Source organism: Stenotrophomonas sp. FBCC-B152 (assembly GCF_059134105.1).
This window is the reverse complement of the sequence record NZ_CP101442.1, coordinates 2,177,089-2,197,699: the sequence shown is the minus strand read 5'-3', so window position 1 is coordinate 2,197,699 and position 20,611 is coordinate 2,177,089. Positions and strand designations below refer to the sequence as shown.

Here is a 20,611-nt window from a genome sequence, read left to right as displayed (position 1 = left end):
CCCGGCCGATCAGGGACAGGCTTTCGCCGCATTCGATGGAGATAATTATGGATACCGCTATGAACCCGAAGAAGACGCGCCGTAGTCATTTCAGCTTCCGCCTGGCGGCCTTGTCGCTGGTGACCGTGCTGATGTGCAACGCACCGGCTCCGGCATACACGATGCCCGTGGTTGAAGTTGGCCCGAGCGTGTACCAGCAGATCATGAACCAGATCAACACCTATAAGGCCGAGATCACCGCGTACGCCTCCAAGGCGCAGGATGCGGCCGAGTACGTGGAACAACGCACCCGCTGGATCCGCACCCTGCAGCAGTACGCGCAGGCGCTGGTGGAAGTGCAGGCGGTGTTGAACGATTTCGGCATGCCCCAGGGCGTCGAACTGACCCCGGTGGGTGAGAACTACCTGGTCAGGGAAACCTGTGGCAGCAAGGCGGACTTCAGCCCGATGGGGCTGTTCAAGACCTTCGTGTTCAACCCGCAGGACGATTTCAAGGAACAGCAGGCCCAGATCTGCGTGAACATCCGCATGATGCAGAACCGCAAGTACAACGAAGCGGTGATGTTCATGACCTACTCGGTGCCGAAGATGGAGTCCTCGCTCAACCGCATCTTCAAGCTGCGCATCCTGAACAACAACCAGGGCAACGTGCAGGGCACTGATAGCGAATCGCTGCGCATGGCCAATGACCTGGCCGTCCAGTCGCAGATCTGGCAGTCGCGCATGCGGTCGTACGACGCCTACATCGAGGTGATGGAGGGCAACCAGAAGGTGGTGGCCCAGAACGCGCTCAAGGGCGACACCACCAAGAATGTCATCGGCGATCTGGTCAAGACCGCCGCGCTGAAGGGCGCGCTCAGCGTCAAGTAAGCACTCACGCAGGTACAGCGGGTCTGCAAGGTACTGCCGGACCCAATGCAGTAGCAGCATCACCAAGGGATTGTGGAAATGTCGATCAGGTCGATTGCCAACGTTTTTGATTTCTCAGGCGGATTGCAGGATCTGCTGGGCTACGCGGTGCGTGTCCAGTCGATCGGCGACTTCGTGTTCTTCAAGCTGATCCTCGACTACCTGCGCGAGCGCATCAACCTCTTCGGCATCGAGATGATGGGCCGCATGATGGCCTGGGTCGGTGGCATTGCCCTGATCCTGATGACGCTGTGGGTGCTCGTACAGGGCTACCGCATCGTTACTGGCCAGAGCCGCGATTCGATGATGGTGCTGGTCACCAACATGGCCAGAGCCGCGCTGATCATCAGCGTGGCCACGTCCATGGCGATGTTCGGTAGCAGCGTCAGCGACTTCCTGACCAAGGACGTCGGCGGCCTGATTACCCGCGTCGTGACTGGCAAGAGCGGAACGGCCGAAGACCAGATCGACAAGAGCCTGGCCTGGATGCAGGTGGCGTTGTCCAGCGTAGATGCCATCAAGGTGCTGGACGACGGCGGGCTGCGTGAAGAGAAGACCCGCGCCATGTGGTTCATCGGCCTCGGCACTGGTGGCCCTGCGGTAACTGCCGGTTCGATGCTGCTGCTCTACCAGGTGGCCATTTCGCTGTTCATTGGTTTCGGGCCACTGTTCATACTTTGCCTGCTGTTTGACCAGACAAAACAGTTCTTCCAGAAGTGGCTGTTCTACGGCATAGGAACCATGTTCTCGATGGCGGTGCTGTCCGCCATGGTCTCCATCGCGCTGGACATGGTCATACGCGTCTCCGCAGCATTCTGGACATCGGCACTGATCAACAAGTTCTTCCTGACAGATGCAATGAGTGATGGCTTGACCAGCCAGGCCATGCAGCAGGGCGGCATGGGCTTGATCCTCACGACGCTGATCCTGACTGCGCCCCCAATGGCCGCGATGTTCTTCCAGGGAACACTGGGCAGCTTCATGGCATATTCCCAGATAGGTGGTTCACCACTGGCGCAACCGGGTCCGCAAGGCCAGCCGCCGGGTTCGTACACACCGCAGCAGGCCACCAACGCCAACACCGTGCCGGCCGATACCCACGTGCAGGATCATGGAACCCGTGTTATTGGAGGCGGCGGTGCAGGCGGCGGTGGTCAGACAGCTGCTTCCGGCCAGATGGGCAACGCGCCTACGCGTTGACGAGAGAAGGGTTCGATGTCTACGAAGTTCAGCGAGGTCGCAATGCGCTTAGTTCTGATGTTCCTATTGGTCTCAGCTCCTTGTCTGGTGTTTGCGGAAGGCAGATGCCCACCAGGTCAGTATCCGATTGGCGGGCAAGGCGCTGGCGGTTGCGCCCCGATTCCAGGCTCGGGCGGAGGCGGTTCCGAAAGCAGCGCTCCCGTACCCACTGGAAAGTGGGAGACCCGATGGGGCGCGGTCGCTGAAGACTCAGCTCCTCGCGCTGCAGGCGCTCCTCTTGCGACGGGCGTCTCGGAATCCCGGAGATCAAAACGAGAGGCAAACTCGGTCGCGCTGGAAGAATGCAAGAAGGTGGGTGGAAAGAAGTGCACTATTTCCATCACCTATCACAACCAGTGTGTTGCGCTGGCGGATCCGACGCTGGAGCAACTGAAGGCGCGCGGTGGTAAGTCGACTGGATACAGCGCAAAGACCGATGAAGATGCAAAGGCGCTGGCGCTGAAGAGATGTGAAGGTCTTGACGGCGGGCAGCAGTGCCGCATCATCTACTCAGCATGCAGCTTGTCTGAGTTCAAGTCATTCCGCTAAGAGGGGTGGTGGTGGTAGACACTGCTGAAGTCCGAAGCAAATCCACGGCGGCTCTGTTCACGGCACTCCTGTTGTTGACAGGGTTCGTGCCCCCCGCAGGCGCCGAAGGAAGGTGCCCGCCTGGCCAGTATCCGATTGGCGGGCAGGGCGTTGGCGGTTGTGCACCCATTCCCTCGGGTGGGGAATCAACTGGTGAGCCTCGTGCCACTGGATATTGGATCAAGACATGGGGTGCAATTTCGATGGCCCCCAATGGGGCTTCGGGAACGGCTGCTGGAAAGCTGAGTAAGTCTGAAGCGGGGAAAGAAGCTCTGAAACAATGCAATTCCTCTGGAGCGGCAGGGTGCAGGGTGTCCTTCACCTACAAGAATCAGTGTGTTGCAGCCGCTATTGCGTCAGATGGTTTCAAGGGTACGCGCTTTGGAACCGGCGCAACTGAGCCCTTGGCCAATGGCGTAGCACTCGATGACTGCAAGTCAAAGGGCGGACAGGGCTGTGAGGTCATCTACTCGGAATGCTCGGACCCGGTCTTCAAGTCCTACTGATTTCTGGTAGTCGCAGGATATATTCGGCGTGCGCCGAGCCGCGTTTTGAAGATTTCTGAGAAATGTTTCTCGTAGTTTAATTTTTCAGGTTCAAGGACGACATCATGCGAAATTCTCTGCCTTTTTCTCGGGGTTCGGCTGTCCGTTTTCCGGCATGCTTCCTGGTGCTGTTGCCGATTGCGTTTTGCTCCGCTCATGCCCAGACATCAACCGTGGCGCACAAGGGGGGCGGTGCTGAAACTCCGGTCGATGTCCCCGCTGCTGCTGCACCGACCACTGGGCAAGAGGTGGCCACTGTCGGTGAGTCTGCCTTGGTCGACCTGCCTGCGACGGTTACTCCGGGCATCGAGCCGAGGCCGGTAGAGGTGGCGCCCTCGAGTCCAACAACTGCGGTTGACGAAGTAAAGGCTGATGCGCCGGTCGCCCCGCCCCCCTGCACATTCCCACGCTCGCCAATGACAACAACCAGATCGAGCGTAAGCTCGGTGCGCGGTGTCCGAACGACCTGGCAGCGCGTCTGGCGACCCAGGCGGACCTGCTGATCGGTGCATGCCAAGGCACGCTGCCGGCGCACCTCTCGGCGTTGCTGGTGGCCATTCCGGAGCAGCAACTGCTTCTCCCGCGCGTTTGGCGCGAACGCCAGGTCGGGCAGAAGGGCTGGTTCAAGGCCGTGCCCGGCCACGGGCTGCGCCCGGACTTCCTCGCGGTGCAGGGCGATGTCTGGGTGCGTTCGTTCGAAGGCGCTGATCCGTCCAGCACGGTGTACCTGGTGTCTGGCCCGTTCGCGTGTGCCGACAACCGCAGCCCCGACGCCGAGCCGGCCAAGACCGTGCGCCTGCCGGCCGGAAGCTGCCGCGAGGGGGTGGTGCAGCAGCGCGTCTACCGCGTGAGCGCGGGCGCGGCCCCGGTGGACATCACCCAGCAGGCGCTGCCGGCAGAACCGTTGCTGTGGGATGCCGACCGGAAGCGTTACGGCGCCGACGGCGCACGCGTCCAGCTGGATGCGGGCAAGCTTCAGTTCGGCCCGGCGGTGCGCTGGTACGTGGACGTCGGCACCACCGAGAAGCCCGAGCCGCGCAGCTACGGCGAATGGGGCCGGCTGCACCTGGGCTTCGCGGTCTGGAATGGCGAGCGCTTCGAGCCGCGCGATACCGTGCCACGCGCGGTGTGGCCGTGCGATCCGGTGGCACCGGGCGACGCCAGCTGCGGTGCCTACGCCGATGCCGGGCGCGACCCGTTCATCGTGGTCGGCGCCTCGGCCCAGGGTGTGACCGCGACACCTTGAGTCCATGGCTTTGCCCTCGTAGCAAGAAAGCGCCCCTCGGGGCGCTTTCCTTTTGCGTGCGGCGGCGACTGGCCTGCTTAGCCCTGGCCCACCAACGCGAACCGTTGCCGCAGCACACCGTCGACCTCGACCTGCGCGGTGAACATCTCATACGGCCGCACCCACAGCCCCAGGTCCTCGTCCAACGGGCGATACAACACCATCGGCAGCAGGGTCTCGCTGTGGCGCACCACGTCGATCACCAGATAATTGCCACCCTTGAAGTGGCGGTAGTGGCCTGGGGCAAGGACGGGCAGGGGAGCAAGGTCGGACATGGGAGGTGCCAGGCAATGGGATGCCGCCATTATCGCAACCCGACGGCGGCCTAGTCGCTGTCGATATCCCTAGGCGGCCCCGCTCGACAGGCCAGCACCAATTGCGTGACGGCTTCAGCACTCATTGGCCGCGCCAGGTAATACCCCTGCGCCTCGTTGCAGTCCCACAGCCGCAGCAGCGACAGTTCGGATTCGTGCTCCACGCCCTCGGCCACCGTGCGGTAACCCAGCTGCTGGGCGAGCCGGATGATGGCTTCCACCTTCAGTCGTGCGGTACGCGAACGCGCCAGGCCGGTGACCAGGCTCTGGTCGACCTTGATGTGGCTGATCGGCACTTCGCTCAGGTAGCCGAAGTTGCTGTATCCACTGCCGAAGTCGTCGATGGCGATACGTACGCCGGCGGCGGCCATCGCGCGCAGCTGGGGCAGGGCGGCGGGGTGGCTGTGCAGCCACTGGCCTTCGGTGATCTCCACTTCAATCTGCGAGGGCACCAGCCCGTTCGCCTGCAGGCGCTCGGCCATGCCGGTCCACAGGTTGGCATTGTCGAAATCGCGCGGGGACAGGTTGATCGACAGCGTGAATCCCGGCAACAGCTGCTGCCAGCGCGCCGCCTGCGCGAACGCATGCTCGATCACCCATTGGCTGAGCGCCGGCATCAGCGCCGTGCACTCCAGCACGGGAATGAACTCGCCCGGCGTGATCGGCCCCAGCATCGGGTGCGTCCAGCGCAGCAGGGCTTCGGCCGACACCGGCTGGCCATCGCGCAGGTCGTAGCGCGGTTGGTAGACCAGGCTGAACTGCTCCTGGGCCAGCCCGCGCGCGGCATCGGAGGCAAGCCGGTAGCGGCGGCGCAGGTGCGCATCGCGGTCGGCCGAGTACCAGCACAGGCAGGCGTCGGTCTGCAGCGCGTGGTTCAAGGCCACCATGCATTTGCGCACCAGGTCGCCGGCTTCATCCGGATCGGCACGGAAGTCGCACAGCCCGGCGTGGAACTGCGGCGACATCGGAATGCTGCCGACCATCAGCGGCCGCCGCATGCGCTCGCGCAGCCGCTGCATCAGCGCCTCGACCTGCGCGTGGTCCTGGTTGCGCAGCACGAACGCGAACCGGGTGGAGGCCACGTGGTAGACCTGCACGTCTTCGGTCAGCACTTCCTGCACGCGCAGCGACGCCTGCCGTAGCAGGGATTCCACCGGTTTCAGGCCCAGCGCCTGGCCGGCGTCATTGGCGCTCTGCAGGTCGAACACATCCAGCAGCACGCCGGTGAACTGGTTACTGCCGTCCTGGCGGCCCAGCACGCTCAAATCGGCCTGGAACTGCTGGCGGTTGGGCAGGCCGCTGATCGGCTCGCGCCGGCCCAGCGACATCTTCAGCTCCATCTGGTTGACCACGATCCGCGCCAGGGTCTGCAGCTGGCGCTGCTCGTCGGCGGTCAACACGCGCGGGGTGCGGTCCATCAGGCACAGCGTGCCCAGCGCGATGCCGTTTCGGGTCACCAGCGGCGCGCCGGCGTAGAAGCGCATCTGCTCGGGGCCGGCCACCAGCGGGTTGTCGTGGAAGCGGGGATCCTGGCGCAGGTCTTCGATCTGCAGGATCCCGCTGGACTGCAGCGCGCACGAGCAGATCGAGTGGTGGCGGTCGGTGCGTTCCAGTGCCAGCCCGACCCGCGAGATGAAGCGCTGCGAGTCGGCGTCGACGATGGAGATCAGCGCAATGGCGGTGCCGAAGGTAAACGCCGCCAGTTCGGTGACCGGGTCCAGCGAGCGCCCCAAGGCGGGATCCATCACGTTGAGCGCTTCGATCAGCGCGATGCGTTCCAGATCCTGGCTGCGGTCGAGCATTCCGTGCGTCCTGTCAAACGGAGTACGCAGGTACTATCCCGCCGCGTTTGCAGTGCCGGTGTGAAGTGGGCCATTCAGGGATGAAGCATTCACATCGCGCCGCCTCAATGTGCGGGCGAGGATTCCTTCAGGATCGACAGCAACTGCTTGAGTCGATAGGGCTTTGGCAGGAATTCAACGTGCGCGGGCAGTGGCGGCAGCTGCGAGCGCGCAAACCCGGAAGAGAGAATCATGCGCGCGTTTGGCAGGGCATTGGCGACATGTGCGCTCAGTTCCAGGCCGCTCATGTTGTTGGGCATGTTGACATCGCTGAACACCACATCGAAGCCGCCGGCCTCATCGATCAGCTTGATGGCGGTCGGGCCGTCGTCGGCGGTATGCACGTCGATGCCGAAATCACGCAGCGCCTGTCCGATCAGCTCGCGCAGGTCTTCCTGATCTTCGACCATCAATACACGAAGGGGCTCAGACATGCGCGACTTCCTCTAAGGCAGGTAACAACAAACGGACAGTGGTGCCGCGTCCGGGGGCGGTCTGTACATCGACGAACCCGTCGCACTGGGACACGAAGCCAAATACCTGGCTCAGGCCCAGACCGCTGCCCTTGCCGACTTCCTTGGTGGTGAAGAACGGTTCGCTGGCACGCTCGGCCACATCCGGCGGCATGCCATTGCCCTGGTCCGTCACCGCGATGGCCACATAGCGGCGCTGCGTGGGGTTGGCCAGGTCCGGGGCCAGGCGGTGTTCGGCCGTGGCACTGATGGTGATGGTCCCGCCCTGCGGCATGGCCTCGCAGCTGTTGAGCAGCAGGTTCAAGACTGCGGTATGCAACTGTACGCCATCGGTGGTGATTCGAGGTAGGTCGAAAGGCACTTCCAGACGCAGCCGGATGTTGTCCGGGCAGGCCCGCTGCAGCACCGGCAGTTCCTGTTCGAACAGCCGCGCTACCTGAAGGGGCTCGCGTACCAGGGTCTGGTCGGCCGAGAACGCCAGCAGCTGGCGGGTCAGCAGCGAGCCCCGGTCGGCGGCGGCCTGGGCCAGTTCGGTCAGTTCGCGGGTGCGCGCATCGGCGCCCGGCTGCAGAGAGATCAGGTCCAGCGCGTTGCCGATGGTGGTCAGCAGGTTGTTGAATTCGTGCGCCAGCCCGCGGGTGAGCCGGCCTACGCCCTCGAACTGCTGCAACTGCTCGCGGGCGCGCTGTGCGTCCTGCAGGAGGCGCTGGGCGTGATAGCGCTCGGTGACGTCCTGGGTGACCTTGACGAACCCGAGCAGGGCCCCGTCCTGGCGCACAGCTTCGATCACCTCGCTGGCGCGGAAGCACTCTCCGCTGCGGCGTACGCGCCAGCCTTCGCCGGCGTAGCGGCCATGTTGTTCAGCTTCGGCCAGGGTGTGTTCGGCGGTGCCGGAGGCGCGCTCGTCGGGGGCATAGAACAGCCGCACGTGCTGCCCCATCACTTCTTCGGTGGAATACCCTTTGACCCGCTCGCAGCCCCGGTTCCAGCTACGGATGCAGCCCTGCGCGTCAAGCAGGTAAATCGCGTGGTCGGAGACGTGATCGATCAACAGCTGTAACTGCAGACGATCATCAGCAAGCGGCGCGATATCGGTGACAGCCTGGACCACGGCGGCGGTTTTACTCCCCTTTAAGGGGCTGAACCGTAGAAGTCGGGATGTGAAGATAGTGTCAACATCGGTTCTGAACACGCCGCCATTTGGCGTATAACGCCCGAATTCACAGTTCGGTTAACATCGAACCCCTTTTCACGCTGGAACCGTGTGCATGAATGCTGCGCCAACCGCTCGCGACCGCTGGATCTGGCTGGCATCGGCCGGCCTGATGGGCTTCACCATCGGCATGGAGCTGGTGGTGCCGTTGGGCTATGCGGTGTGGTTGACCTACTTCATGGCGATCGGCATCACCCTCTTCCAGCGCCGGCTGGAAGTGCCTCTGCTGGTCGCCGCGGGCTCCTGCGTACTTTTGGTCGTTGGCTATCACCTGGCGCCGGCCAGCACCAATTCCGCGTTCTCCTTCGTCAACCGCACCATCGGCGGGGTCTGCTTCCTGTTGATGGCCCTGACCGTGGTCAAGGCGATCCAGGCACGCCGCAGCGCCGCCGACGCGCTGTGGCTGCAGGAGGCCGAGAACGACGTGACGGTGAGCCTGCGCGGCGACCCGGAGCCACGCACGCTGGCCAATGAAGCGATGCGCACGCTGTGCGCACGCCTAAACGCCGACGTGGGCGCGCTGTACCGCCTGCAGGGCGAGCGCCTGGTCCTGGTGGGCGGCGCCGCGCTCCCGCCGCAGTTGCCAGATTCGCTTCCGGCGGCGGCCGGGCAGTGGGGCGAAGTGCTGCGCCTGGGCCAGCCGCGCCGGCTGGAAGAGGGCGAAAGCCTGCTGGAGATCGAAACCGCGCTGGGCCGCACGCCGGTGCACCAGCGCCTGCTCGGGCCGATCACCGCCGATGGGGCGGTCATCGGGCTGGTGGAACTGGGCCGTGCCGGTGTGTCGCCGGCGCGCTCGCTCGAACTGGGGCTGCTGCTGCAGTGCGCCGAGCCGGTAGGTGTGGCGCTGCGCACCGCGCTGCTGCGCGCGCAGCTGGTGGAGCTGCTGGAAGAAACCCAGCGCCAGAGCGAAGAGCTGCAGACCCAGCAGGAAGAACTGCGGGTGGCCAACGAAGAACTCGAAGAACAGAGCCGCAGCCTCCTGCATTCGCAGGCCAACCTGGAACAGCAGCAGGCCGAGCTGGAACAGACCAACGTGCAGCTGGAAGAGCGCACCCATGAACTGGAAGCGCGCCAGCAGGCGCTGCTGATCGCGCAGGGCCAACTGGTGCAGAACAGCCGCGAACTGGAAGCCAGTTCGCGGTACAAGTCCGAGTTCCTGGCCAACATGTCGCACGAGCTGCGCACCCCGCTCAACAGCGCGCTGATCCTGGCCAAGCTGCTGGCCGACAACAAGGACGGCACGCTGACCGCCGAACAGGTCAAGTACGCGCAGGCCATCCACTCGTCCAACAACGACCTGCTGGCACTGATCAACGACATCCTGGACCTGTCGCGCATCGAGGCCGGGCATGTCGAACTGGCCGAAGAAAACCTGGCGGTGTCCAGCGTGCTGCAGCGCCTGAAGGAAACCTTCGAGCCGCTGGCCGCGCAGAAGGGCCTGGCGCTGGACATCCGTGCTGACACCGATGCACCGAGCCAGCTGGTGGCCGATGGACAGCGTCTGCAGCAGATCCTGAAGAACCTGCTGGCCAACGCGGTGAAGTTCACCGAACACGGCAGCGTCTCGTTGGTGGTGCGCGCGCATGGCGCAGGGCGCATCCAGTTCGCGGTGACCGATACCGGTATCGGCATTCCGCAGGCGCAGACCGAAGTGATCTTTGAAGCCTTCCGCCAGGCCGATGGCAGCACCCGGCGCCGTTACGGCGGCACCGGCCTGGGCCTGTCGATCTCGCGCGACCTGGCCGCGCGCATGGGCGGCAGCATTTCCGTGTCGAGCGAACCCGGCCGCGGCAGCTGCTTCATCCTGGACCTGCCGCTGGCGGCGGGTACTGCGACGGCACCGCCGATGGCGGCACCCGATGTGCGCCCGGCACCCGCAGCGAAGCTGGCGGCCCCGGCACCGCTGCTCGGCAATGCCCATGGGACGTCGGCCGCCGCGCCGTCGCCGCGCGTGGTGGATGACCGCGGCCGCCGCAGTCGCGCCGGCCGCATGATCCTGGTGGTCGAGGACGATGTGACCTTCGCCGAGGCGCTGGTGGGCATGGCCCATGAGCTGGACTTCGATTGCGTGGTGGCGCAGACCGCCGAAGAAGCATTGGCGCTGGCCGCCGAACTGCGCCCCAATGGCGTGCTGCTGGATATCGGCCTGCCCGATGTATCCGGGTTGAGCGTGCTGGAGCGCCTCAAGCGCGACCCGGCGCTGCGCCACATCCCGGTGCACGTGGTGTCCGGGCTGGAGCGTTCGCAGGTGGCGATGGAGCTGGGCGCGATCGGGTATGTGATCAAGCCGGCCACGCGCGAACGCCTGGTCGAGGCGATCCAGCAGCTGGAGGCGACCAGCGAGCGCGACGTACGTCGCCTGCTGATCGTCGAGGACGACAGCGCGCTGCGCTCCAACCTGCAGCTGCTGCTGGGCCGCGACCAGCTGGAAATCACGGCGGTGGGCAGCCTGGCCGAAGCGAAGGCCGAACTGGGTGCCTCCACCTTCGACTGCATGGTCACCGACCTGGCGCTGCCCGATGGCACCGGCTACGACCTGCTCGAATACATGGCCGGCAACGAGGCGGTGGCCTTCCCGCCGGTCATCGTCTACACCGGCCGCGCCCTGACCCGCGATGAAGAGCAGCGCCTGCGCCGCTATTCGAAGAGCATCATTATCAAGGGCGCGCGTTCGCCCGAGCGCCTGCTCGATGAAGTGACCCTGTTCCTGCACAGCGTGGAAGCGTCGCTGCCGAGCGACCAGCAGCGCCTGCTGCGTGAAGCGCGCCGCCGCGATGCGGTGCTGGATGGGCGTACCGTGCTGCTGGCCGAAGACGATGTGCGCAACATCTTCGCCCTGTCCAGCGTGCTTGAACCGCTGGGGGTGAAGCTGGAGATCGCCCGCAACGGCCGCGAGGCACTCGAACGCCTGGGCCCGGACATCGACCTGGTGCTGATGGACATCATGATGCCGGAGATGGACGGGCTGACCGCGATGCGCGAGATCCGCCGCGACAACCGCTGGCGCGACCTGCCGATCATCGCGCTGACCGCCAAGGCCATGCCCGATGACCGCGAGCATTGCCTGCAGGCCGGTGCCAACGATTACATCGCCAAGCCGATCGACGTGGACAAGCTGGTCTCGCTGTGCCGCGTGTGGTGTTCGCGCCGATGAACGACGCCGAGCTGTTCGACCTGGAACTGCGCCTGCTGCTGGAGGCGGTGTACCAGCGCTACCACTATGATTTCCGCGACTACGCGCTGGCGTCGCTGCGCCGGCGCATGCGCCATGCCATGGCGCGCTTCGAGTGCGACAACATGGGCGCGTTGCAGCACCGGTTGCTGCACGAGCCGGAAACCTTCGCGCTGGCCATGCAGTACTTCACCGTGCAGGTTTCGGAGATGTTCCGTGACCCGGCCTACTTCCGCATGCTGCGCGAGCACGCCATCCCGGTGCTGCGCACCTATCCGTCGATCAAACTGTGGATCGCCGGCTGCAGCACCGGCGAGGAAGTGTGGTCGCTGGCGATCCTGCTGCAGGAAGAAGGCCTGCTGGACCGCGCCATCATCTACGCCACCGACATCAACCCCGATGCGCTGGAAGCCGCCGAAACCGGCGCGTTCGCGCTGGACAGGCTGGCCCAGTTCAGCCGCAACTACCTGGAAGCCGGTGGCACCGGATCCTTGTCGGACTACTACAGCACCGGCTACGGCAGCGTGGTGTTCGACCGCCGGCTCAAGCGCAACATCGTGTTCGCCGACCACAGCCTGGCCACCGACACCGTGTTTTCCGAGGTGCACCTGGTGTCGTGCCGCAACGTGCTGATCTACTTCCAGCGCGCCTTGCAGGACCGCGCCATCGGCCTGTTCCACGAGGCGCTGGTGCACCGTGGCTTCCTTGGCCTGGGCAGCAAGGAGTCGCTGCAGTTCGGCGAGCACGCCGATGCGTTCGAAGCCTGCGCGCGCGAACAGCGCCTGTACCGGAAGCTGGCCTGATGAGCGTCGCCATCGAGCAATCCGTGTTCGAGCTCATCGTGGTTGGTGCGTCCGCCGGCGGGGTCAGCGCACTGCAGCAGCTGCTGGCGGCGCTGCCCGCGGACTTGCCAATGCCGATGCTGGTGGTACTGCACCTGCCGCGTGACCGCCCCAGCCGCATCGCCGACCTGCTCGACGTGCGCTGTCCGTTGCCGGTACGCGAGGCCGAGGACAAGCAGCCGCTGGCGCCCGGCACGGTTACCTTCGCGCCGCCGGACTATCATCTGCTGGTCGAAAGCCGCAGCACCCTGGCACTGTCGGTGGATGCACCCGTGCTGTTTTCGCGACCGGCGATCGACCCGCTGTTCGAAAGCGCCGCCGAGGTGTTCGGCAGCGGCGTGCTGGCCATCCTGCTGACCGGAGCCAGCAATGACGGCAGTGCCGGCGTGGCCGCCGTCCGCAACGCCGGTGGCCAGGCCTGGATCCAGTGCCCCGACGATGCCTATTCCCCGATCATGCCAGCGGCTGCGCTGGCACATGCCGGCGCCGATGCGGTGCTGACGCTCACCTCCCTATGCTCGCGCATGAAAGGCCTTGCCCGATGAACCTTATCGAGTCCACCCCGACGCCGGCCACCGAGCGTGTGAACCTGCTCATCGTCGATGACGTCCCCCAGAACCTGGTCGCCATGGAGGCGCTGCTGCGCCGCGACGGCCTGGACATCCTGTGCGCGGCCTCGGGTGCCGAAGCGCTGGAACTGCTGCTCGAACACGAAGTGGCGCTGGCGCTGCTGGACGTGCACATGCCGGAGATCGACGGTTTTTCGCTGGCCGAGCTGATGCGCGGCTCGCAGCGCAGCCGCGATGTGCCGATCATCTTCCTGACCGCCTCGCCGAACGATCCGGTGCGCGCGTTCAAGGGCTACGAAAGCGGCGCGGTGGATTTCCTGCACAAGCCGATCGAGCCGCAGGTGATCATGAGCAAGGTCAACGTGTTCATTGAGCTGTACCAGCAGAAGCAGCTGCTCAAGGCGCGCAACCAGGCGCTGGAGCACGCCCTCAAGCTCAATGAAACGATGATGGCCGTGCTCACCCACGACCTGCGCACGCCGCTGTCGGCGATCCTGCTGTGCGCCGACAAGCTGTCGCTGGACCTGCCCGACGACCCGTCGGCGCAGCAGACCCTGGTGCACCTGGAAAACAGCGCGGTGCGGATGGCGCGGATGGTCGAGCAGTTGCTGGATTTCTCGCGCATCCGCAGCGGCGGCCTGCGCCTGCAGACCGAAGAATGCGATCTGGCGGAAGTGGCCGCCGTGGTGGTCAACGAGGTCGGTCGCGCCCATCCGAAGGCGAAGATCGAGCTGCACGTGGAGGGCGACACCCGCCTGCAGGGCGATCCGGACCGGTTGGCGCAGCTGCTCTCCAACCTGATCGGCAACGCGGTGCTGCATGGCGGCGATGCGCCGGTGCAGGTGCTGGTGCGTGGCCTGCCCGGCGACTCGCTGCGGCTGCAGGTGCGCAACGCCGGGCAGATTCCGGAAACCCTGCTGCCGCGCCTGTTCGAGCCGTTCAAGGCCAGTTTCCATGACAGCCGCGGATTGGGACTGGGGTTGTTCATTGCCCATGAGTTCGCCCGGGCCCATGGCGGCCTGCTGGCGGCGCGCAATCTGGAAGGGGCGGTGCTGTTCGAGACGGGGTTGCTGCGTCGGGCGGGTTGAGCTTGGCCGGCCTGGCATGACGGGCAGGGCCCGTCACTACGGTAAACTGGGGGTATGTCGCCTTCCCGTGCCAAGACCTCCACTCCCCTGATCGATGCCCAGGTGCACGTGGAGGGGTTCGTGCAGGTGCGCGAGGCGCGCCGCTCGGAGCTGGTCGAAGACTACGTGGAGCTGATCGCGGACCTGATCGCCGATGGCCGCGAAGCCCGCCAGGTGGACATAGCCACCCGCCTGGGCGTGGCCCAGCCTACCGTGGCCAAGGCGCTCAAGCGCCTGGTCAAGGAAGGCTGGGCGATCCAGCGGCCGTACCGGGGCGTGTTCCTCACCCCGGCCGGCGAGCAGCTGGCGGTGGAAATGCGTGCCCGCCACCAGACTGTGGAGCGCTTCCTGCTGGCCCTGGGCGTGGATGCCGATTCGGCCCGGCGCGATGCCGAAGGCATCGAACATCATGTCAGCGAGGCCACCCTGGCCGCGTTCGATGCGTTCGTGCGCAAGGCCGGCGGCCGTGGTTGAGCGCCTGCCGCCGCCCCCGCCGCTGGGCGTGCCGGTGCACGACCAGGACGAATACTGGATGCAGCATGCATTGCGCCTGGCCGAACGTGCCGAGCGCGAGTTCAACGAAATTCCGGTAGGCGCGGTGCTGGTCGGCGCCGACGGCACGGTTCTCGGCGAAGGCTGGAATCTCAACATCGCCGACCACGACCCCAGCGCCCACGCCGAAATCGTGGCGATGCGCCAGGCGGGCAGGGCGCTGGCCAACCACCGCCTGCTGGGCAGCACCCTGTACGTGACGCTGGAGCCGTGTGCGATGTGCGCGATGGCGGTGGTGCACGCTCGGGTGGCGCGGCTGGTGTATGCGGCTACCGATCCCAAGACCGGCGCCTGCGGCAGCGTGTTCGACCTGCTTGGCGATGCCCGCCACAACCACCGCGTGGAGCTGCACGGCGGGGTGCTCGCCAAGGAAGCCAGCACGCGGCTGACCAATTATTTCCGGGCCAAACGGGGCAAGCCGCCGCTGCTGCTGGAGTGAGGCGGTATCATGTCGCATTACTCTCTGCACAAGGGCAGGACATGGCGGACAACGGCGCCGAAGGCGAACGACTGATCTGGATCGACCTGGAAATGACCGGTCTGGATACCGACAACGATTCGATCATTGAGATCGCTACCGTCGTCACCGACGCGCAGTTGAACGTGCTGGCCGAAGGCCCGGAGTTCGCCATCCACCATCCGGTGGAGCGCCTGGAAGCAATGGACGAGTGGAACCGCAACCAGCACCGCCGTTCGGGCCTGTGGCAGCGCGTGGTCGACAGCCAGGTCACCCTGGCGCAGGCCGAGGCGCAGACGGTGAACTTCCTGGCGCAGTGGATCAAGGCCGGCGCCTCGCCGATGTGCGGCAACTCGATCTGCCAGGACCGCCGTTTCCTGCACCGTGAAATGCCGCGCCTGGAAAAGTACTTCCACTACCGCAACCTGGACGTGTCCACTGTCAAGGAGCTGGCCCGGCGCTGGGCGCCCAGCGTGGCCGCCGGGGTAGGCAAGACCTCCAGCCACACCGCGCTGAGCGATGTGCACGATTCGATCGCCGAGCTGCGCCACTATCGGCAGTTCATGGGCGCGTTGTCCGGCCTGCCGGCCTGACCTGCGCGCCGTCGGGCACATGGCGTTCAACCGGACAGGGTTATGATCCGGGCATGAGCCATATCGTCCGTATCGTGCCGCCGCCGCTGGAAGCGCAGATCCTGCCGACCTCGCAGGACTGGGCCGACCTGCAGCGGGCGGTGGGCCTGCTCGAATCGCCCACGCTCACCGCCAAGATGGCGAACCTGATCGGTTCGCCATTGGAGTTCGCGGTGAAGAAGCTGCCGCAGTCGGTGTCGCGGCGGATCCACGGCGCGGTGGAGGCGGCGCTGTTCAAATCCGCGCAGGCCGCGCTGTGGAGCATGGACAACACCCCGGGCAAGGCCGCCTCCACGCGCTGGCACAAGGTGGCCGCCGCCACCACCGGTGCGCTGGGCGGTGCGTTCGGGTTTACCGCGCTGTTCCTGGAACTGCCGGTGTCGACTACGATCATGATGCGCTCGGTCGCCGACATCGCCCGCAGCGAAGGCTTCGACCTGAGCGAGATGGGCACGCGCCACGCCTGCCTGGAAGTGTTCGCGCTGGGCGGAAACTCCGGCCAGGACGACGCCAGCGAGACCGGCTACTACATCACCCGTGGCTTCACCGCCGAAGTGATGCGCCACCTGTCGGCCGAACTGGCCGGCGCGGCGGTCGGCGGCGGTGGCGTGATGATCGGCCTGACCCCGAAGGAAGCCGGCAAGTGGCTGGCCAAGATCGTCGAAAAGGTCGCTGCCCGCTTCGGCGTGGTGGTCACCGAGAAATTCGCCGCCCAGGCAGTGCCGATCATCGGCGCGGTCGCCGGCGCCACGTTGAACACCATGTTCACCGACTACTACCAGGACATGGCGCGCGGCCATTTCATCGTGCGCCGCCTGGAACGCCAGTACGGCTACGAAACAGTGCGTGCCGCCTACAACCAACTGGCAGGCCAGATCCCGTAGCGACACGCCACGCGTGTCCCAGGCGGTGCATCCGCAGCCGATACGCCAGCTTCGGCCGGTTCGCGTGGGACACGCATGGCGTGTCGCTAAGATCCCTGGCATGCGATCATTGCACCGACGGCACAACACTATTGCCGCCAAAGGCCTGTTCCCCACGGCCCGCCATCCCCATCCTTGCCACAGTCTCCAGCAAGGAACCCCCATGCTCTTCACCCCCTACCGCCTCGGCCCGCTGACCCTGCCCAACCGCATCGTCATGCCGCCGATGACCCGCTCGCGCGCCGCCACCGGCAACGTCGCCACCCCGCTGATGGCCCAGTACTACGCCCAGCGCGCCTCGGCCGGCCTGATCGTCAGCGAAGGCACCCAGATCAGCCCGCAGGGGCAGGGCTACGCCTGGACCCCCGGCATCCACGACGACGCCCAGGTCGCCGGCTGGCGCGGCGTCACCGACGCCGTGCACGCCGCCGGTGGCCACATCTTCGCCCAGCTCTGGCACGTGGGCCGCGTCTCGCACGTGGACCTGCAGCCGAACGGCGCCGCACCGGTCTCGTCCTCGGCCCTGCAGGCCGACGGCGTCAAGGTCTTCGTCGACGTCGCCGGCACCGGCCCGCAGGGCGGGGTAGGCGAGATGGTCCAGCACTCCATGCCGCGCGCCCTGGACATCAGCGAAATCCCGCAGATCGTGCGCGACTACGCGCTGGCCGCCCGCCGCGCCATCGACGCCGGCTTCGACGGCGTTGAACTGCACGGCGCCAACGGCTACCTGATCAACCAGTTCATCGATTCCCAGGCCAACCAGCGCACCGACGGCTACGGTGGCTCGCTGCAGAACCGCCTGCGTTTCCTGCGCGAAGTCGCCGAAGCGGTCGCCGCAGAAGTAGGCGCTGACCGCCTCGGCGTGCGCCTGGCCCCGCTGACCACCCTGCAGGGCGCCGTGGACGACACCCCGCAGGCCACCTACCTGGCCGCCGCGCACATCCTGGACAGCATCGGCGTGGCCTACCTGCACATCGTCGAAGCGGACTGGGAAGACGCCCCGGTGATGCCGGTAGCGTTCAAGGAAGCGCTGCGGATGATCTATCGCGGCACGCTCATCTACGCCGGCAAGTACACGGTTGAACGCGCAGAGGAAGCGCTGACGAACGGCTGGGCGGACCTGATCGGTTTCGGCCGACCGTTCATCGCCAACCCCGACCTTCCGGCACGCCTGCAGCAGGGCCTGGCGTTGAACGCGCCTGACAAGGCCACGTACTTTGGTGGGGCTGAAGCCGGATTTACTGATTACCCGGCCGCCGAAGAAGTGGCGGCGTAAATCCGCATTCCTGGTGCCGGATCGTGTAGAGCCACGCCCTGCGTGGCTTCGCGGCGCCGGAACGGAGAGCAGCCACGCAGGGCGTGGCTCTACGGTCAGGTGCCCGATCAGTTGGACGCACGAAAAACCCCGCCGAAGCGGGGTTTTTCGTTATCAGCCCTTGGCCTTCAACTTGGCCAACCGCAGCCAGGTATCGACCACGGTGTCCGGGTTCAGCGACACCGATTCGATGCCTTCCTGCATCAGCCATTCGGCAAGGTCCGGATGATCGGACGGGCCCTGGCCGCAGATGCCCACGTACTTGCCCTTGGCGCGTGCCGACTTGATCGCCATCGACAGGAGCTTCTTCACCGCCGGGTTACGTTCGTCGAACAGGTGCGCCACGATCGACGAATCGCGGTCCAGGCCCAGCGTCAGCTGGGTCAGGTCGTTGGAACCGATCGAGAAGCCGTCGAAGATCTCCAGGAACTCATCGGCGAGCAGCGCGTTGGACGGCACCTCGCACATCATGATGATCTTCAGGCCGTTCTCGCCCTGCTTCAGCCCGTTCTGTTCCAGCACCTCGACGACCTTGCGGCCTTCTTCCAGCGTGCGGACGAACGGAATCATCACCCACAGGTTGTCCAGGCCCATTTCGTTGCGCACGCGCAGCACGGCCTTGCATTCCAGTGCGAAGGCGGCCGAGAAGCTCGGGTCGACGTAACGGCTGGCGCCGCGGAAGCCGATCATCGGGTTCTCTTCGTGCGGCTCGTAGTTGCTGCCACCGATCAGGTTGGCGTACTCGTTGGACTTGAAGTCCGACAGGCGCACGATCACCGGGTTCGGCGCCACCGACGCGGTCAGCGTGGCGATGCCTTCGGCCAGGCGGTTCACATAGAAGCTGACCGGATCGGCGTAACCGGCGATCTTCTCGTCGATCTTCTTCTTCGTGGCCGCATCCTGGCGGTCGTATTCCAGCAACGCGTTGGGATGGATGCCGATGTGGCTGGCAATGATCATCTCCAGGCGGGCCAGGCCGATGCCCGCGTTCGGCAGCTGGCCGAAGTCGAAGGCACGTTCCGGATTGGCCACGTTCATCATGATCTTCAGCGGCGCCGGCGGCATGTTGCCCAGGTCCGTGGTGGTGCGCTCGAAGTCGAGCTTGCCTTCATAGATGAAGCCGGTGTCGCCCTCGGCGCAGCTGACCGTCACTTCCTGGCCATCCTTCAACACCTGCGTGGCGTTGCCCGAACCGACCACGGCCGGCACGCCCAGCTCACGCGCGATGATCGCCGCGTGGCAGGTACGGCCGCCACGGTTGGTGACGATCGCCGACGCGCGCTTCATCACCGGCTCCCAATCGGGGTCGGTCATGTCCGCGATCAGCACGTCGCCCGGCTGCACGCGCGCCATGTCTTCCAGCGACTTGACCACGCGGGCCACGCCCGCGCCGATCTTGGCGCCCACCGCGCGGCCTTCGGCCAACACCTTGCCGCCCTTGTCGTTCAGCGCGAAACGCTCGATCTGGGTGGCATGGCCACGCGACTTCACCGTTTCCGGGCGCGCCTGCACGATGAACAGCTTGCCGCTCACGCCGTCCTTGGCCCACTCGATATCCATCGGGCGGCCGTAATGCTTTTCGATGATCAGCGCCTGCTTGGACAGTTCCTGCACGTCCTCGTCGCTGATCGAGAAGGTGTTGCGGATCTCGACCGGGGTGTCTTCGATGCGGACGCGCTCGCCCGGGACATCCGAATACACCATGCGGATTGCCTTGCTGCCCAGCGATCGGCGCAGAATGGCCGGCTTGCCGGCGTTCAGCGTGGGCTTGTAGACGTAGAACTCGTCGGGATTGACCGCGCCCTGCACGACCATTTCGCCCAGCCCGAAGCTGGAGGTCACGAACACCACGTCGCGGAAGCCCGATTCGGTGTCCAGGGTGAACAGCACGCCCGACGAACCCACGCCCGAGCGCACCATCAGCTGCACGCCGGAGGACAGGAACACGTCTTCGTGCTTGAAGCCGTGGTGCACGCGGTAGGCGATGGCACGGTCGTTATAGAGCGAGGCGAACACTTCCTTGACCTTGTGCACGACATCGTCGGCACCGGTGACGTTGAGGAAGGTTTCCTGCTGGCCGGCGAAGGAGGCATCGGGCAGGTCTTCGGCGGTGGCCGAAGAACGCACGGCCACGGCCACGTCGCCGCCGCCGTTCTCGTCGCACAGCTGCTTGTAGGCGCTGCGGATGTCCTGGTCCAGCTGCGGCTGCAGCGGGGCGTCGATCACCCAGCCGCGGATTTCCTTGCCGGCAACGGTGAGCGCGGCGACATCTTCCACGTCCAGCGTGGCCAGCTTGTCGAAAATGCGCTTGGACAGGTCGTTGTGCGCGATGAAGTCCTTGAAGGCTTCAGCGGTGGTTGCGTAACCGCCGGGGACAGAAACCCCCAGACCGGCAAGATTGCCGATCATTTCGCCCAGCGACGAATTCTTGCCGCCTACGCGGGCCAGGTCGGCCAGGCGCAGTTCGTGCAACCACAGGATATTCTCGTTCAAGCGCGATGCTCCGTTTGGCCATCGCCCGAGGCGGGCTTGGATGGCCACGTCCGTAGGAAGAAGCCGATATGATGCCGGGCATACCGCCGTCGGCACAAGCTTGTATCGTCGGCCTTTTTAAGC

At 65.5% G+C, this 20,611-nt stretch carries 19 protein-coding genes; 14 read left to right on the top strand and 5 right to left on the bottom strand.

All coding sequences use genetic code 11. From position 1 onward, the window contains the following. Positions 1 to 47 precede the first annotated feature (47 nt). From NMB40_RS10305 to NMB40_RS10285, 5 genes are all read left to right on the top strand, one after another. Complete coding sequence (locus NMB40_RS10305; RefSeq protein WP_494360968.1) at positions 48 to 869, top strand: hypothetical protein; 822 nt, start codon at positions 48 to 50, stop codon at positions 867 to 869. Positions 870 to 947: 78 nt separating this feature from the next. Next, the gene (locus NMB40_RS10300) at positions 948 to 2,108 is read left to right on the top strand and encodes a TrbL/VirB6 family protein (protein WP_494360967.1); all 1,161 of its coding nucleotides are present in this window, start codon (positions 948 to 950) and stop codon (positions 2,106 to 2,108) included. Positions 2,109 to 2,123: 15 nt separating this feature from the next. Further along, positions 2,124 to 2,696 (top strand): DUF4189 domain-containing protein, encoded by a 573-nt coding sequence (locus NMB40_RS10295; RefSeq protein ID WP_494360966.1) that lies wholly within the window; start codon positions 2,124 to 2,126, stop codon positions 2,694 to 2,696. Positions 2,697 to 2,701: 5 nt separating this feature from the next. After that, positions 2,702 to 3,241, top strand: coding sequence for a DUF4189 domain-containing protein (locus NMB40_RS10290; RefSeq protein WP_494360965.1), 540 nt, complete (start codon positions 2,702 to 2,704; stop codon positions 3,239 to 3,241). A gap of 589 nt (positions 3,242 to 3,830) precedes the next feature. Beyond that, the gene (locus tag NMB40_RS10285; protein WP_494360964.1) at positions 3,831 to 4,526 is read left to right on the top strand and encodes a hypothetical protein; all 696 of its coding nucleotides are present in this window, start codon (positions 3,831 to 3,833) and stop codon (positions 4,524 to 4,526) included. A gap of 77 nt (positions 4,527 to 4,603) precedes the next feature. On the opposite strand, the gene NMB40_RS10280 is transcribed toward NMB40_RS10285, so the two are convergent. The 4 genes from NMB40_RS10280 to NMB40_RS10265 all read right to left on the bottom strand — a co-directional run bounded on the left by NMB40_RS10280 (position 4,604) and on the right by NMB40_RS10265 (position 8,304). Continuing rightward, positions 4,604 to 4,840 carry a DUF1653 domain-containing protein gene (locus tag NMB40_RS10280; protein ID WP_494360963.1) on the bottom strand — a complete coding sequence of 79 codons (237 nt, stop codon included), beginning with the start codon at positions 4,838 to 4,840 and terminating at the stop codon, positions 4,604 to 4,606. A gap of 50 nt (positions 4,841 to 4,890) precedes the next feature. Next, positions 4,891 to 6,681: a putative bifunctional diguanylate cyclase/phosphodiesterase gene (locus tag NMB40_RS10275; RefSeq protein ID WP_494360962.1), complete on the bottom strand. Its 1,791-nt coding sequence runs from the start codon at positions 6,679 to 6,681 to the stop codon at positions 4,891 to 4,893. 104 nt (positions 6,682 to 6,785) lie between these two features. Continuing rightward, a complete protein-coding gene (locus NMB40_RS10270; protein WP_494360961.1) occupies positions 6,786 to 7,154 on the bottom strand; it encodes a response regulator in 369 nt (122 codons plus the stop codon). After that, the gene (locus NMB40_RS10265) at positions 7,147 to 8,304 is read right to left on the bottom strand and encodes a two-component system sensor histidine kinase NtrB (protein ID WP_494360960.1); all 1,158 of its coding nucleotides are present in this window, start codon (positions 8,302 to 8,304) and stop codon (positions 7,147 to 7,149) included. The genes NMB40_RS10270 and NMB40_RS10265 overlap by 8 nt, the downstream gene beginning before the upstream one ends. A gap of 157 nt (positions 8,305 to 8,461) precedes the next feature. Here NMB40_RS10265 and NMB40_RS10260 point away from each other — a divergent pair, with 157 nt between their 5' ends. The 9 genes from NMB40_RS10260 (at position 8,462) to NMB40_RS10220 (ending at position 17,956) form a co-directional block, all read left to right on the top strand. After that, the gene (locus NMB40_RS10260; RefSeq protein WP_494360959.1) at positions 8,462 to 11,560 is read left to right on the top strand and encodes a response regulator; all 3,099 of its coding nucleotides are present in this window, start codon (positions 8,462 to 8,464) and stop codon (positions 11,558 to 11,560) included. Then, positions 11,533 to 12,381: a CheR family methyltransferase gene (locus tag NMB40_RS10255; protein WP_494360958.1), complete on the top strand. Its 849-nt coding sequence runs from the start codon at positions 11,533 to 11,535 to the stop codon at positions 12,379 to 12,381. The genes NMB40_RS10260 and NMB40_RS10255 overlap by 28 nt, the downstream gene beginning before the upstream one ends. Beyond that, positions 12,381 to 12,965: a chemotaxis protein CheB gene (locus tag NMB40_RS10250; RefSeq protein WP_494360957.1), complete on the top strand. Its 585-nt coding sequence runs from the start codon at positions 12,381 to 12,383 to the stop codon at positions 12,963 to 12,965. The genes NMB40_RS10255 and NMB40_RS10250 overlap by 1 nt, the downstream gene beginning before the upstream one ends. Further along, positions 12,962 to 14,077, top strand: a complete 1,116-nt coding sequence (locus NMB40_RS10245) for a hybrid sensor histidine kinase/response regulator (protein ID WP_494360956.1) — start codon at positions 12,962 to 12,964, stop codon at positions 14,075 to 14,077. The genes NMB40_RS10250 and NMB40_RS10245 overlap by 4 nt, the downstream gene beginning before the upstream one ends. 54 nt (positions 14,078 to 14,131) lie before the next feature. Further along, positions 14,132 to 14,590: a manganese-binding transcriptional regulator MntR gene (gene mntR, locus NMB40_RS10240; protein ID WP_494360955.1), complete on the top strand. Its 459-nt coding sequence runs from the start codon at positions 14,132 to 14,134 to the stop codon at positions 14,588 to 14,590. Beyond that, positions 14,556 to 15,107 carry a tRNA adenosine(34) deaminase TadA gene (tadA, locus tag NMB40_RS10235; RefSeq protein ID WP_494360954.1) on the top strand — a complete coding sequence of 184 codons (552 nt, stop codon included), beginning with the start codon at positions 14,556 to 14,558 and terminating at the stop codon, positions 15,105 to 15,107. The genes mntR and tadA overlap by 35 nt, the downstream gene beginning before the upstream one ends. Positions 15,108 to 15,148: 41 nt before the next feature. Then, positions 15,149 to 15,718, top strand: a complete 570-nt coding sequence (gene orn, locus NMB40_RS10230; protein WP_494360953.1) for an oligoribonuclease — start codon at positions 15,149 to 15,151, stop codon at positions 15,716 to 15,718. A 53-nt stretch (positions 15,719 to 15,771) separates the two neighbouring features. Beyond that, positions 15,772 to 16,641, top strand: a complete 870-nt coding sequence (locus NMB40_RS10225; protein ID WP_494360952.1) for an EcsC family protein — start codon at positions 15,772 to 15,774, stop codon at positions 16,639 to 16,641. 202 nt (positions 16,642 to 16,843) lie between these two features. Beyond that, entirely contained in the window at positions 16,844 to 17,956 is a 1,113-nt protein-coding gene (locus NMB40_RS10220; RefSeq protein ID WP_494360951.1) for an alkene reductase, read from the top strand. 153 nt (positions 17,957 to 18,109) lie between these two features. On the opposite strand, the gene ppsA is transcribed toward NMB40_RS10220, so the two are convergent. Then, a complete protein-coding gene (ppsA, locus tag NMB40_RS10215; RefSeq protein ID WP_494360950.1) occupies positions 18,110 to 20,488 on the bottom strand; it encodes a phosphoenolpyruvate synthase in 2,379 nt (792 codons plus the stop codon). Between the last annotated feature and the right edge of the window lie 123 nt (positions 20,489 to 20,611).

What these genes read in the sequence shown, in the direction of transcription:
- NMB40_RS10225 (WP_494360952.1), top strand. Translation starts at nt 15,772, where the DNA reads ATGAGCCATATCGTCCGTATCGTGCCGCCGCCGCTGGAAGCGCAGATC.
- NMB40_RS10275 (WP_494360962.1), bottom strand. Translation starts at nt 6,681, where the DNA reads ATGCTCGACCGCAGCCAGGATCTGGAACGCATCGCGCTGATCGAAGCG.
- NMB40_RS10295 (WP_494360966.1), top strand. Translation starts at nt 2,124, where the DNA reads ATGTCTACGAAGTTCAGCGAGGTCGCAATGCGCTTAGTTCTGATGTTC.
- tadA (WP_494360954.1), top strand. Translation starts at nt 14,556, where the DNA reads ATGCGTTCGTGCGCAAGGCCGGCGGCCGTGGTTGAGCGCCTGCCGCCG.
- NMB40_RS10305 (WP_494360968.1), top strand. Translation starts at nt 48, where the DNA reads ATGGATACCGCTATGAACCCGAAGAAGACGCGCCGTAGTCATTTCAGC.
- NMB40_RS10245 (WP_494360956.1), top strand. Translation starts at nt 12,962, where the DNA reads ATGAACCTTATCGAGTCCACCCCGACGCCGGCCACCGAGCGTGTGAAC.
- orn (WP_494360953.1), top strand. Translation starts at nt 15,149, where the DNA reads ATGGCGGACAACGGCGCCGAAGGCGAACGACTGATCTGGATCGACCTG.
- NMB40_RS10250 (WP_494360957.1), top strand. Translation starts at nt 12,381, where the DNA reads ATGAGCGTCGCCATCGAGCAATCCGTGTTCGAGCTCATCGTGGTTGGT.
- NMB40_RS10260 (WP_494360959.1), top strand. Translation starts at nt 8,462, where the DNA reads ATGAATGCTGCGCCAACCGCTCGCGACCGCTGGATCTGGCTGGCATCG.
- NMB40_RS10300 (WP_494360967.1), top strand. Translation starts at nt 948, where the DNA reads ATGTCGATCAGGTCGATTGCCAACGTTTTTGATTTCTCAGGCGGATTG.
- NMB40_RS10270 (WP_494360961.1), bottom strand. Translation starts at nt 7,154, where the DNA reads ATGTCTGAGCCCCTTCGTGTATTGATGGTCGAAGATCAGGAAGACCTG.
- mntR (WP_494360955.1), top strand. Translation starts at nt 14,132, where the DNA reads ATGTCGCCTTCCCGTGCCAAGACCTCCACTCCCCTGATCGATGCCCAG.
- NMB40_RS10280 (WP_494360963.1), bottom strand. Translation starts at nt 4,840, where the DNA reads ATGTCCGACCTTGCTCCCCTGCCCGTCCTTGCCCCAGGCCACTACCGC.
- NMB40_RS10220 (WP_494360951.1), top strand. Translation starts at nt 16,844, where the DNA reads ATGCTCTTCACCCCCTACCGCCTCGGCCCGCTGACCCTGCCCAACCGC.